Annotated in this window: 12 protein-coding genes; 8 read left to right on the top strand and 4 right to left on the bottom strand. The window is 64.5% G+C overall.

The window, feature by feature from the left end:
• Positions 1 to 30: 30 nt before the first annotated feature.
• Positions 31 to 1,197 carry a radical SAM protein gene (locus VNK82_10610; GenBank protein HXE91403.1) on the bottom strand — a complete coding sequence of 389 codons (1,167 nt, stop codon included), beginning with the start codon at positions 1,195 to 1,197 and terminating at the stop codon, positions 31 to 33.
• Between the two features lie 148 nt (positions 1,198 to 1,345).
• Between VNK82_10610 and VNK82_10605 the strand changes: the two genes are divergently transcribed.
• Positions 1,346 to 1,705, top strand: coding sequence for an iron-sulfur cluster assembly scaffold protein (locus VNK82_10605; GenBank protein HXE91402.1), 360 nt, complete (start codon positions 1,346 to 1,348; stop codon positions 1,703 to 1,705).
• Here VNK82_10605 and VNK82_10600 read toward each other — a convergent pair.
• From VNK82_10600 to VNK82_10590, 3 genes are all read right to left on the bottom strand, one after another.
• Complete coding sequence (locus VNK82_10600; GenBank protein HXE91401.1) at positions 1,699 to 2,397, bottom strand: HAD-IB family phosphatase; 699 nt, start codon at positions 2,395 to 2,397, stop codon at positions 1,699 to 1,701. The genes VNK82_10605 and VNK82_10600 overlap by 7 nt on opposite strands.
• 45 nt (positions 2,398 to 2,442) lie before the next feature.
• Positions 2,443 to 3,045: a nucleotidyltransferase family protein gene (locus tag VNK82_10595; protein HXE91400.1), complete on the bottom strand. Its 603-nt coding sequence runs from the start codon at positions 3,043 to 3,045 to the stop codon at positions 2,443 to 2,445.
• Positions 3,046 to 3,142: 97 nt separating this feature from the next.
• Positions 3,143 to 4,009: an XdhC/CoxI family protein gene (locus tag VNK82_10590; protein ID HXE91399.1), complete on the bottom strand. Its 867-nt coding sequence runs from the start codon at positions 4,007 to 4,009 to the stop codon at positions 3,143 to 3,145.
• A gap of 229 nt (positions 4,010 to 4,238) precedes the next feature.
• On the opposite strand from VNK82_10590, the gene VNK82_10585 reads away from it, so the two are divergent.
• From VNK82_10585 to VNK82_10555, 7 genes are all read left to right on the top strand, one after another.
• A complete protein-coding gene (locus tag VNK82_10585) occupies positions 4,239 to 5,270 on the top strand; it encodes a zinc-binding dehydrogenase (protein ID HXE91398.1) in 1,032 nt (343 codons plus the stop codon).
• Between the two features lie 455 nt (positions 5,271 to 5,725).
• Positions 5,726 to 6,286, top strand: a complete 561-nt coding sequence (locus VNK82_10580) for an NADH-quinone oxidoreductase subunit B family protein (protein HXE91397.1) — start codon at positions 5,726 to 5,728, stop codon at positions 6,284 to 6,286.
• Positions 6,287 to 6,434: 148 nt separating this feature from the next.
• Positions 6,435 to 7,448 (top strand): hypothetical protein, encoded by a 1,014-nt coding sequence (locus tag VNK82_10575; GenBank protein HXE91396.1) that lies wholly within the window; start codon positions 6,435 to 6,437, stop codon positions 7,446 to 7,448.
• 5 nt (positions 7,449 to 7,453) lie between these two features.
• A complete protein-coding gene (locus tag VNK82_10570) occupies positions 7,454 to 8,413 on the top strand; it encodes a CPBP family intramembrane glutamic endopeptidase (protein ID HXE91395.1) in 960 nt (319 codons plus the stop codon).
• A gap of 51 nt (positions 8,414 to 8,464) precedes the next feature.
• On the top strand, positions 8,465 to 9,490 hold the full coding sequence (locus VNK82_10565) for a hypothetical protein (protein HXE91394.1): 1,026 nt from the start codon (positions 8,465 to 8,467) through the stop codon (positions 9,488 to 9,490).
• 64 nt (positions 9,491 to 9,554) lie between these two features.
• Positions 9,555 to 11,198: an NAD+ synthase gene (locus VNK82_10560; GenBank protein HXE91393.1), complete on the top strand. Its 1,644-nt coding sequence runs from the start codon at positions 9,555 to 9,557 to the stop codon at positions 11,196 to 11,198.
• Positions 11,199 to 11,568: 370 nt separating this feature from the next.
• Positions 11,569 to 13,382, top strand: a 1,814-nt coding sequence (locus tag VNK82_10555; protein ID HXE91392.1) for a DUF6531 domain-containing protein, incomplete at its 3' end; no start/stop codon positions are given.

Genomic DNA, 13,382 nt, shown 5'->3' with positions numbered 1-13,382 from the left:
CGCTCCCAGTATAAGGACAGGCGGAGCGCTTCAGGCGGCGGGCGCATCGCCCACCCGGAAGCGCTCCAGTTCGGCAATCTCCGTTTCGGGCAGCCGCTGCCAGCGGTGCTTCAGGTACGCCCACGGAATGTGGAACAACTGCACCTTCGGGCTGAACTTGGCCGAGGAGTGGATCCAGCAGGAATGCGTGCACCAGCATTGGTCGCCGGGGATGGACCGGACGTCGCGCTGCATGGCGTCGGAGGCCAGCGCTGCGCCCAGATCGCAATCGAAGTCCTGCACGCGGCCCAGTTTCGCTCGCAGCTCGCAGGAGCGGAAATGTCCGTCGTGGTCGATGACCAGGGTGGTCTGTCCGGCAGTGCAGGGCATGGGCCAGGCGCGGTTGCCGTAGTGATTCTGCTGGTGAAGCTCGAAGTGGAAGCGCACGTGGCCAAGGTAGTAAAGCCGGGCGAACTGCCGTGCCGGCCATGCAAGATGGGCGAAGAGCTTTTCCGCATAGCGCTCGTGGATCCACATCAACCGCTGGTGCAAAAGTCGGAGTTCGTCGCGGTCCAGGCGCTTCAGCTTCGGGTCCATGGGATTGCCGCGGATGATCTCGAAGTAATGCCCGTCGCTTTCAGTCTCGGCCAGCATCCTCAGGCCGAGCGCGACAAGTTCCTGGTAGTTTTCGGCGGTCACGCAACTCACCACGTTGCGCCGAAGGCGGCGCACGCCCTTCCACCTGCGCGCCGCCAGGTCGATCGTGGCCAGCGTCTTGTGGAAGTTGTTGGGGACGCCGCGGATGGCGTCGTGTGTGTTGGCCAGCCCGTCGAGCGAGAAGTTCAGGTCGATGGTCAGCTCGGGACAGCGCTCCAGCACCCGGTCCATCACCTGCTCGAGCTTCGCCGGCAGCAGGCCGTTGGTCGGCAGGTTGACGTGCCTCACGCCGTTGTTCCCATAGAACAGCTCGATGATCTCCGCCAGTTCCTTGCGCAGGAAGGGCTCGCCGCCCGAGAGCCACAGCTTGTGAAAGGGAGGAGCCGTCCGGCTCAGGCGCTCGATCTGCTCGAAGGTGAGGTCGCGCCCCTGGTTGAGTTCGTCCCAGTAGAAGCACGTGCGGCAGAGCGAGTTGCAGGTGGAGGTGACGAACAGGAAGACGGACTCCAGCCGCCGGGGCCGGAACACACCTTTGGCGAACTCCAAATAGCGCACGCCCACCTGCGCATTATAGAAGCGGCACTGAGCAGTTAGCACTTGGCACCTAGCCGGCCAAGGGCCTGGTCAGTTCCCCTATTTGCGAGTGAACGTCGTTTCCCGATTGACGGCCAAATGCCAACTGCCAAGTGCCAATTGCTAGAATCACGTCATGTATTCGCCGCAACTTCTCGACCACTTCGAGCACCCGCGCAACGTGGGCGAGATCGCCGACGCCGATGCGCGCGCCGAAGTCGAGAACCCCGCCTGCGGCGACCTCATGCTGCTGACGCTCAAGGTAGTAGACGGCCGCATCATGGACGTCCGCTACCGCACCCGTGGCTGCGTACCCTCTATCGCGTGCGGTTCGCTCCTGACGGAATGGCTGCGCGGCAAGTCGCTGGCCGAAGCCCGCGCCCTGCGCCGCGAGCAGATCGTGGAGGGCATCGGCGGGCTGCCGAACGAATCCCTGCATGCCAGCCATCTGGTGGTGGACGCTCTGCGCGCCGCCCTCAGTAGCCTGCGTCAGTGAGTCCGGTAGATGGTCCAACCGCGCTCGCGAGCTACCTTCTCCAGCTCCGGTCGCGGATTGATTGCGAACGCGTGCCGCGCCATCTCCAACATCGCCAGATCGTGCAGAGTGTTGCCGAAGGCAGCATCGAGCGCGGTTACACCGGCCTCGCGTAACGCCTGCGCCTTGGCTGCGCCGGTGGGGACGCGGATCAGCCGGTCCGTCACCCGGCCGTTTTCGACCACAGCACTGGCCGCGAGCACGCGATCGGCGGCAATGCCCAAGCGGCGTGCGCCTGCTCGCACTACCCACTCCGCAGTGGAAGACACGGCCCACACTTCGCGACCCGTGTCGCGCAGCCCTGCCAACAGCTCCCGCATCTCGGAGAAAATTCGTGGCTCGACGACCTCAGCGAAGAACTCCTCCGCCGCCTGCGCCACCATGCGTTCCTCCAGTCCCCTGTGCAGCGTGACCATCTCGCCACACATCACGGCCTCATCCACGCGGCCTTCCTCGTAGATGGAATAACGCTTGCGCGCCCGGGCCGCGACCTCGGGCGGAAGCAGGCCGCGGTCGAGTTCCCAGTAGAAAAAGTCCGCGCCGGCGTCGCCCAACCACAAGGTGCCATCGCAGTCGAACGCGGCGTTTGCCGGATTCAGCGCTAGGACGGATGCGATAAAGTCGCGAGCGGCTAGGCAACGGTTTTCTTGCAATCGATGTCTTTCTCTGCGATCTCGGTGGTCTCTGCGTTGAAGCTGTCAGGAAGCTGCCCGTCGCGCGTCATCTTCCGGGCTGTCCACATCGAAAGTCACCATTGGGTCCGACACGGCTACGTACTCGATGCGGTCAAGCAACGAATGCTCCACCTCGCGCGCGGTCGAGTTGACCGGGGCCTGCAGGAACGCCTCGATCATCTCCCTCCCGACGACCAGCGGATGCCCGTGCTTGCCGTTGTGCTCGGGCACCACGGCCCAGCGTCCCCGGCCGGCGGCGTGCAGGAAAGCCTGCCGCAGTTGGGCGATGGTCGCCTCCGCCACCGGGGGGCGGTCCACTAGCATCACGATGGCGGCGTCCCGCCCGCGGTTCAGGACTTCGCGCAGCCCGGCCTGCAGCGAGCCGAACTGCCCGCGCTCCGGCTCCGGGTTTTCCACCAGGAAGGCCCCGGCGGCATAGACGACGGGACTGAGCAACTCGGCATTGCGACCCACCACCACCAGGACCATATCGGTGTGCGGGCGCAGCGCCTCGATCGCCCCCGCCAGGAAAGTGCGGCCTCCGTAGGTCAGCAGAGCCTTGTCGCGGCCATCGCGCGACTCCCCCGCCGCCAGTACCACGCCGCAGAAGCTGGGCGCTATCGCCATGCCAGAACATTAACAGAGGTGCCGGGAATCGTGTAGGGAAGAGTAAGTTGAGAGTACCGAGTACCGAGTTGCGAGTCGCCGGACGAAAAGCTAGAAGCTAGGAGCTTTCTTCCGCCACATCCTGCTCGACGGCCGGAGTGGCTTCGTCGGCAGATTTCTTCTGCTTTGACCAGCGGAGGTGGGGCAGCGGAATCTCTGCCTTGCGGCGGACGGCGATCAGCTCGGCCACAATCGCGACCGCAATCTCTTCCGGCGCGATGGCCCCGATGTCCAGGCCCACAGGCGAGTACACGCGTTCCAGCTTCTCGCGGGCCACGCCCTGCCGTTCCAGTTCGCGGCAGATAGCAATCATCTTGCGCCGTGAGCCGATCATGCCCACGTACCGCGCCCGCGTCTCCACCGCCCAGCGCAGCACCCGCATGTCGTCCCGATGCCCGCGGGTGACGATGACGATGTACGAAGATTCGTTGGGCTCCAGACGCGCCATCACCTGTTCGAAGTCCTCGGCGTGGATCTGGTCGGCTTCGGGGAAGCGCTCCCGATTGGCGTAGGCCTCGCGGTCGTCGGTCACCACGACTTCGAAACCGGCGATGCGCGCCACTTTCGCCAGGTGCTGCCCCACATGCCCGGCGCCGAACAGGTAGAGCGTGGCCGGTGGCAGCACCGGCTCCACGAACACTTCCAGCGTCCCGCCGCACACCAGGCCGGAGTCATACTTGGGGTCGGCGTTCAGGTTGAAAGTCAGCGTGCGCGGCTTCTCGCTCTCCATCACCTCGCGCGCCGCCTGCCACACCTCGCCCTCCACGCAGCCGCCGCCGATCGTGCCCACGATCGACCCGTCATCGCGCACCAGCATCTTGGCGGTGCGGAACGAAGGAATGGAGCCGCGCACGTTCACGATGGTCGCCAGTGCCCCTTTGCGCCCTTCGCGCCTCAGCCGCACGATCTCTTCGTAGAGGTCCATGATTGCTGACCTGCTGTTTACCGCTTGATTATGGGCGCAGGGAGCGGGCAAGTCAAAGCGACGGGCAGCACTCAGCAATTGGCACTTAGCATTTAGCCCTTGGACGTCGCAACTGAACCGCAGTGCCTAATTGCCAAGTGCCAACTGCCAATTGCTAGCCCCCATTTCTCCGTGCCTCCGTGTCTCCGTGGTAGATTTTTTCTGTTGCGCTTACACGAAGGAGCCCCTCATGAAAGCCGTCCGCTTCCACCAGTTCGGAGGTCCGGAAGTCCTGAAGTACGAGGACGTGCCCGATCCCGTCCTGCGCAAGGACCAGGTGCTGGTGCGGGTGAAGGCCTGCGCGATGAACCACCTCGACCTTTGGGTGCGGAAAGGACTGCCGGGCGTGAACCTGCCGCACATCAACGGCTCGGACGTCTCGGGTGAGATTGTCGAGGTCGGCGAATACGTTTCCAGCCTCAAAGCGGGCCAGCGGGTGGTGCTCGCGCCCATGGTCTACTGCGGGCAGTGCGCCTACTGCGCAGGTGGCCGCCAGAACCTGTGTGCGCAGTTCACCGTGCTGGGCAACCGTGTCGATGGCGGCAACTGCGAACTGGTGGCCGTCAACCCCGTGAACGTTATCCCGGTGCCCTCCGAGGCAGTCACGCTCACCTGGGATGAACTCGCGAGCCTTCCGCTGGTGTTCCTCACGGCGTGGCACATGCTGGTCGGTCTGGCCCGCATCCAGCCGGGCGAGATGGTGCTGGTGCTGGGCGCAAGCTCCGGCATCGGCACTGCGGCCATCCAGATCTGCAAGCTGTTCCGCGCGCGCGTCATCGCCACTGCGGGCAGCGAGGCCAAGCTTGAACGCGCCCGCGACCTGGGCGCCGACTACACCATTGACCACTACCAGCAGACCATCTCCGAAGAGGTGAAGAAGATCACCGCCAAGGCGGGCGTGGACTTGGTCTTCGAGCACGTGGGCAAGGCCACTTGGCTGGAGAGCATGAAGTCGCTTAAGCCCGGCGGGCGCATCGTCACCTGCGGCGCCACCACCGGCCCCGAAGCCCAGTTCGACCTGCGCTTCATGTACTCGCGCCAGTTGCAGTTCCTGGGCTCCTACATGGGTACCATGGGCGAGCTGCACGCCGTGCTCGGCCACGTCTTCAAAGGACGACTGAAGCCCGTGGTCGACAAAAGCTTCCCGCTGCGCGAGGTCCGTGCCGCCCACGAACGCATGGAGAAGAGCGAGCACTTCGGGAAAATCGTGCTGAATCCCTAGGGAGGTTATTCGCAGGCTTTTCGGTGGTCCGGGCTCTAGCCCGGGTACAAGGGTCGCTAGCCTCGGGCATAGGCCCGGCGTAACAACGCGGCTACAGTCGACAGCGTTCGAAGGTTTCTCGGTGGGAGAGCTGGGCTTTAACCCGCGCACACGGGCCCCTAGCCAGGCTTCAAGAGGTTATTCGGCTCTGTTGACATCCTGTCTTGAAAGGGCGCGGCTTCAGCCGCGCCGCAAGGGGTCCCAGATGAATTGTCATCCCGAGGGCCCGCGAGGGAGCGACGCGGACCGAGCGGGCCCGCGGAACCTTGGTTTTTCCTCCGTTTCCTGCCAAGACCCCGGTGGAGGATGTCTAAAAGCCTGGCTCTCCCACCGGCAAGTTGGACTATGCTTGCTCCGTCGACATTTTGCCAGCTTGCGCCTAGCCAGCGACCACGGGTGCTCGCTAGAATGAACACATGGACGACCGCGATCGAGCCCGGCATCCCATCGGAGGAGCCACCGCGCCCTCTCCCTTGCCTGAGCTTTCTCTGGGTTCCGACCAGCCCGAAGGCGTCATCCTCACCCAGCTCGACAATGCCGTGAACTGGGTGCGCAAGAATTCGCTGTGGCCCATGACCTTCGGCCTGGCCTGCTGCGCCATCGAGATGATGTCCATGGGCGCTTCGCGTTTCGACATCGCCCGTTTCGGCGCCGAGGTCTTCCGCCCTTCGCCCCGGCAGGCCGACCTGATGATCATCGCCGGCCGCGTCTCGCAGAAGATGGCCCCGGTCATCCGCCAGCTTTGGGAGCAGATGCCCGAGCCTAAGTGGGTCATCTCCATGGGCGCTTGCGCCACCTCGGGTGGCGTGTTCAACAACTACGCCCTGGTTCAGGGCGTGAACCAGGTCATTCCCGTGGACGTGTACGTCCCCGGCTGCCCGCCGCGCCCGGAGCAACTCATCTACGCCATCACCCTCCTGCAGCAGAAGATTCAGAACGAGCGCGGCTCGTTCAAGCGGGCGCTGAACCTGGCCTGACGGCATTTGGTAATTTCGTAATTTGGTAGTTGGGTAATCTCTTGCCCGAGGCGGGCCTTCGCGTGCAGTGGCATTGCCAATGACCACATCACCAAATTTGCCGTTTACCAAATTTCCGAATTCCCTCCCTGTGGTACAACTCTGAGCCGTGCCCCGCGCCATCACCGCCACTGCGCCCTGCCGCGCCGATCTCGCCGGCGGCACCATGGACATCTGGCCGCTCTACCTGTTCCATGCCGGCGCGGTGACGGTGAATTTTGCGCTTACTACGCTCACTCGGTGCACGATCGCCGCGTTGCCCGGGAAGACAATCCACCTGCGGTCGCTCGACACGGGCAGGGAACAGCGCTTCGCCTCGCTCGACGCGCTCCTGCGCGCCCGCACGTCCCAGCATCCGCTGGCCGCACATCTGGTGCGCTTTTTCCGTCCTCGCGGCGGATTCCGGTTGGAAACGGACTCCGCTTCGCCCGCGGGCGCCGGTATCTCCGGTTCCTCCGCGCTGATGATTGCCACTGCCGCAGCTCTGGCGCGATTCACGGGACGCAGCCTCGGGCGCGAAGCCCTGCGCGTTCTCGCGCAAAACGTCGAAGCGCAGCTCATCGGCGTCCCTACCGGCTGCCAGGATTACTACCCGGCGCTCTATGGCGGCGTGAACGCCATCCATCTGGACGCCGACGGCGTCCATCGCCACGCGCTGCCCGTGGCCGCCGCCGAGCTGGACGCCCGTTTCCTGCTGGCCTACACCGGCGCGCCGCGCCAGTCCGGCGTCAATAACTGGGAGGTCTTCAAGGCCCACCTCGATGGCGACCGGCGCGTGTTCCGCAACTTCGAGGAGATTGCAGCCATCGCCCGCGCCATGCGTGACGCCCTGACCGCGCGCGACTGGGACTCGGTGGCGCGCCTGTTGGCCGCGGAATGGAAGCTGCGCAAGACCAATGCCCCCGCCATCACCACACCCTTGATCGAGCGCCTGATTGCTGTCGCTCGCCGCCATGGCGCTCGGGCCGCCAAGGTGTGCGGCGCCGGCGGCGGCGGCTGCGTCCTGTTCCTCATGGAGCCTGGCGCGCGTCGCGGCGTGGCCGCCGCTCTCGCCGACCACGGCGCAGTCATGCTGCCGGCGCGGGTCGCCCGTCGCGGGCTCCAGGTGCGCACGAAAGGATAGGCAGAATGCAGATTCTTCCCGCTCACGGCGGCTTTCCTCCCGGCGGACTCTTCCGTGCGCCCGATGGCCGCCTGCGTCCCAGTTGGCGCTTCGTCCTCGCGGCCATCGTTTTCGTTCTGGCCAACATCCTGGCCGGCATCGCCGCCAGCGTCGTCGCGCGCGCGGCGGGCTGGACCTCGATCGGGGCGGCGGAGGCCGTATACCGTCCGCTGGCTCTGGCCCTTTCGCTCGCGGCCTTCTGCGCCATGCTGCGCCTGCTCGATCAGGTGGAGGGCAGTCCTTTGGCTGCCATGGGTCTGGGTGTGGACCGTCCTTGGCTGCGCGAGAGCCTGATTGGAACTGCGCTCGGAGCCGGCATGATTGCGCTGGCCGTCGGCGCCATCGCCGCACTGGGCCACCTCAGGTTCGAGGTCATTGCTGGACCAGCCGTGGTTTGGTTTGTGATTGTCGATCTGTGGGTGCTCCTCACCGCGGCCATGTTGGAAGAAGTGGCCTTCCGCGGCTATCCCTTCCAGCGTCTGGTGGAAGCCATCGGCGCGGTTGGGGCGATTGTGTTTTTTTCGGCGCTGTTCGGTCTGGTCCACGCCGGCAATCCCCATGCGAAGCTGCTGGGCTGGGGAACATGGAATACCATCTTCATCGGGGCCGTATTGGCGCTCGCCTATCTGCGCACCGGCGGTTTGTGGATGCCGTGGGGCATCCACTTCGGCTGGAATGCCGCTCTGGGCCTGGTATTCGGACTGCCGGTGAGCGGCGTCACCCAGTTCGCCGTCGTCGTGCGTGGCACGGCCGAAGGACCACTCTGGCTCACCGGCGGCGGCTACGGCATCGAGGCCAGCGCCACCGGCGCTCTGGTCATTGCCCTGGGACTGCTCGTGCTTGTGCGGCTGACGCCTCCCAGACCGTCCGTTTCGTCCCTGCAAACCGGGTCGCTGGCGCCAGCCACTCCCACCCCAGGCCCGTAGGCACTTGAAAAACTTCCTGCTCAGGCGAATCATTAGGGAGGAAGCGGCGTCATGGCCTCCTCGCGCCATATCCTCGTTGCCTGCCTGCTGGCTCCTCTCCTCGTGGCCCCGGCCGCTGCCGATCAGAAGCCCGGACGGCTGACCAAAGAGCAGCGCTTCGACTTGCTGCGCGGCCTCAGTTCCGAACTCGTCTACGTGCGCAAGCCGTTCCCCATGGGCCAGAAGGGACTGGTGCTCCGCCCCGACGGGACGCTGGCTCCCTCGGAGAGGGAACTGGGCCAGGCGCTGATGAAGCACGGCGTCGCCGCCAAGCCCGGCGACCGCGCCCGCATCACCAAGATGGAGATCCGCGACGACAACATCGTCTTTGAGATCAACGGCGGTCCGGTCAAGAAGAAGAAGTGGTACCAGCGCATCCAGCTCCAGGGCGCAGCCGGTTCGGCGCCGGTCGCCCAGGCGCCGCCCGATTTCTCTCCCGGTTCCATGGTGGTGCTGCAGTTCAAGGGCTACGTGCCCAGCCTTACCGTGGACCAGGTCAAGGAACTGCTGAAGCCGGTTTTTGACTTTTCCTCCCACAGCCCGTTGCAGGCTTATGTAGATACCCTTCCGCCCAAGGCCAAGGAGGCCATCCTCAAGCACGAGGTTCTGGTGGGCATGAACCGCGAAATGGTCACTTTCTCCAAGGGGCGGCCGCCGCGCAAGATCCGCGAGAAGGAAGCCGACATCGAGTACGAAGAGTGGATTTACGGCCAGCCGCCGCAGGATGTGGAGTTCATCCGCTTCGTGGGCGATGAAGTGGTGCAGGTCAAGACCATGAAGATGACCGGCGAGAAGATCGTCCGCACGGAGAAAGAAGTCGACGTGAGGCCGGAGGGAGCGACGGAAGTGGCCGCGCAGAACCCCGAGGCCCAACCCAAGCCCGCGGCCCAGCCGCAGAAGCAGCCCACGCTGCGCCGCGCGGGTGAGGCGCCCATCGACCAGCCCGACAACACCGGCGGGGGCCCCGTCATCCTTCCCGAGCCCGGCCCGAACGATCCCGCCGGCCGCCTGCCCGGGCCCGGCCCCAATCCGCAATAACTCCGGCTTCCGGCAAACTGCCTCGCAACTTGGTTGCGCCCCAGCCGCGGGGTACACTGAATGGGTGAAGATCGCCCTCGGCCAGATCAACCCTACGGTCGGCGACTTCGCGGGTAACGCCGCCAGGATCATCGAGTTTTCACGCCGCGCGCAAGCCGCCGGCGCCGGCCTGATCCTCTTCCCGGAACTTTCCGTCTGCGGCTATCCGCCGCGTGACCTGGTCGAGCGGCCGGCTTTCGTCGCCCGCAACCAGGAGACAGTGGAGCGCATCGCCGCCGAAACGCGCGGCATCGCCGTGATTTGCGGCGCGGTCACGCCCGCCGAAGCCGAGACCGGCAAACCCGTCATGAACTCGGCCCTGCTGCTGGAGAACGGCGCGGTGCGTTTCCAGCAGTCCAAGATGCTGCTGCCCACCTACGACGTCTTCGACGAATGGCGCAACTTCGCGCCCGCCCGCCGCCAGGACCTGTTCGACTTTTGCGGCCGCCGCATGGCGCTCACCATCTGCGAGGACGCCTGGAACGACAAGCACTTCTGGCGCCGCCGCCTGTACAACGTCGACCCGGTCGAAGAGCTGATGCGCGCCGGCGGCAACTTCATCCTCAACATCAGCGCCTCTCCTTTCTGGGAGGGGAAGCGCGAGCTGCGCCGGCGCATGCTCCAGGCCATCGCTACCCAGCACCGGGCGCCGGTGGTGATGGTGAACCAGGTGGGCGGCAACGACAGCCTCATCTTCGACGGCTCCAGCTTCGTGCTTGACCGCGACGGCCAGGTGGTTGCTCAGGCCGCATCATTCGAAGAAGACCTTGTCGTGTTCGACACCGAAACCATGACCGGCGACAGGCGCGCCCAGATCGAGGGCGATGACGCGGCCGCCTGGTCTGCGCTCATCCTGGGCACGCGCGACTACATGCGCAAGTGCGGCTTCCAGAGCGCGCTGGTCGGGCTGAGCGGCGGCATCGACTCGGCGCTCACCGCCTGCATCGCCGTCGAGGCCGTCGGCGCACGAAACGTGCTGGGCGTGGGCATGCCCGGGCCGTATTCTTCCCAGGGCTCGATTGAAGACGCGCGCGCGTTGGCGAAGAATCTCGGCATCCGCTTCGAAGTTCTGCCCATCACGCCGATCTTCGAATCCTTCCGCGCCTGCCTGAAAGACGTCTTCGCCGGCCGCCCCGAAGACATCACGGAAGAAAACATCCAGGCACGCGTCCGCGGCACGCTGCTGATGGCGCTCTCGAACAAGTTCGGCTCCATCGTGCTCTCCACCGGCAACAAGAGCGAGCTGGGCGTGGGCTACTGCACCCTCTACGGCGACATGGTGGGCGGCCTGGCCGTGCTCTCCGACGTCCCCAAGACCCAGGTCTACCGTCTGGCCCGCTATGTGAACTCGCGCCGCCCGCTCATCCCGCAGGCCACTATCGACAAGCCACCCTCGGCCGAGCTGCGCCCCGACCAGAAAGACACCGACAGCCTGCCGCCCTACGAAGTGCTGGACGCCATCCTCGAAGACTACGTCGAGGACAACCACAGCGCCGAGCAGATCGCCCGCGAGCGCGGTTTCGACCCGGCGCTGATCGCCAAAGTCCTGGCCATGGTGGACCGCGCCGAGTACAAGCGCCAGCAGGCCGCGCCCGGATTGAAGATCTCGCCCAAGGCCTTCGGCTTCGGCCGCCGCTTCCCCATCGCCCAGAAATCGGAGCAGCGGTAAGCTGTCCGACAAGGGGGATTGACGTCGGAGTTAATCCGTGCTGGGTTACCCCTCCCCCCCTATAGGCCTCCAATGGAATCATCGGGTTACGGGCCGAGATCCCGGCGGGTCCCGGGATCTAAAGGACTTAGAGGCAAAGTCTCTGAAACAAAGGGGTTAGCAGTTCCGGTTCTCCTCCTCGATTCTCATAGTGATATTCACACTTGGTCATTAAATCACATAGAAAACGACCTGTCAAGTGCTAATTCGTTCGGCGCAAGGGCTGTGTTCCGATAGCGGAACAAAAACCGGGGTGGGTGTAGCAAGGGTCAGAAATTGGAGTAGGGTGGCGCGCAATCTTCGGCCGTCGAAAGGGTGAGCCATGCCACGAGTGGCTATCGGGGCCCTGCTGATTCTAGTTTTCGTTTCCTACGTCCTGGTTTCATCGCCTCCCGAAACCGTGTCGGCGCAGGGGTATGGCGGCAACCTGGAGGAACTGAAGCCGTACCTGCACTTTCTGGCGGAGTTCGGCCAGCGGCGGAGGGCGAACATCTACTTCCCCAACGAGCAGTCGATCTTCTATGGCGCGCAGGTGAACTTCGTGAACGTAGGACGCGGGAACCTGACGTTTGTCAGGCGCGACCTCGTGACCGTGGGCCGGATGCCACTCGTAATAGCACGGGTCCATGACTCGGCCGGGCGGGGCAGCGTAGAGTTCGGGCCGGGCTGGCATTTGTCAGCGGCGGAAACCATCGAGATGAGAAACGGAATCGCGACTTTGTTCAGCGAGACGGGCGTGGAAGTCCGGTTTGCCGAATCTGGCAACGAATTCGTGCTCTCACCGGACTTGCCCTCTGACCATGTTCGGCTGACCAGGAGCGAGACTGGAACGCTGGTGAGCCGGATGCGCACCGGGCAGGTCCGCGAGTATTCGCTGATAGGAAATGTGTACCGACTGACAAAGGTAGCAGATCGTAATGGAAACGAGGTGCGACTGATCTACGCCGGTGGTTTGCTGTCACGGATAGAGAATCCCGGGCATTTTGCGGAGTTGGTACGCAACGCTGCCGGGCGGGTGGTGGAGGTTCGGGATGATGCGAATCGCCGGGTTTTGTACGGCTATGACGACAAAGGATTGCTGACGCAGGCGACGGATTTGGGCGGCAACCTCTGGACCTACCAATACACCGGCCAGGACTTGCTGCATCGCGCAGTTGATCCGCTGGGCCGGGAGAATTTCAAGGTGTGGTATATGTCCGACCGACGGGTACAGGCCGTGGACCTGCCTTCGGGCCGGATTAGCTATACCTACGACGATGCCGCGCGGGCGACGACGGTGGTCGACCGGAAGAGCCTGACCAGCCGCTACTTTCAGAATGCAGAGGGAATCACGACCAGAATCGTTAACGCCTTGGGTGAAGAGACGGCCATCGGCCTAGATGCCGCTCACAACGTCACGGAGATTCGCCAGAATGGCCAGTTGCAGCATCAGCTTGAGTACGACGGCGAGCATCGGCTGATCTTCCGACGGAACTTGCTCGGAGGAGAGACAACCGCCCAATATCAGTACGACGCCATGGGCAACTTGAGCCGCATCACACTGAGCGACGGCTCTCAAGCTGCGTTTGAGTACGACGCACGAGGGAACCTGGCGAGCGCCTCGGATGGCGAAGGGCAGCGGGGGTATCAGTACTCGACGACGGGTGAGATGACAGAGTTTCACCAAGGCGAAAGCTACCTGGCGCTGGAATACACCGCAGACGGGCTGGTATCGGCAGCGGAGGATGAGCCGGGGTACCGGACGACGTTCCGGTACAGCCCGACGGGCCGGCCGCTGGAGATCAACTTTGGGAACGGGACAACCGTGGGGATGGAGTTCGACAGCCTGGGGCTAAGGCGGAGGCAGGAGTACAGCAACGGCGGGCGCGTGGACTATTGGTACGACCCGGCGGGCAACCTCACCGAAATCAAGGTCTTCAATGCGGACGGCTCGCAGACGGGGCAGAAGCTCTTGCTCGACGGGTCTTACCAGATTGTGAAGCAAACCCTGTCGAGCGGCGGCGAATACACCTTCCAATACGACAAGAACGGCAATCTCACCGAAGCCCGGTCGGCCACGTCTGTGGCCCGGTTCGAGTACGACGCGCTGAACCGGCTGACGGTGGTGGTGACGCCGGAGGGCCAGCGTCTGACGTACAGCTACGG

The organism is Terriglobales bacterium (assembly GCA_035573675.1).
Classification (GTDB): domain Bacteria; phylum Acidobacteriota; class Terriglobia; order Terriglobales; family Acidobacteriaceae; genus DATMAB01.
The sequence above is the reverse complement of the archived record's forward strand: the minus strand, read 5'-3'. Positions and strand labels throughout refer to the sequence as shown.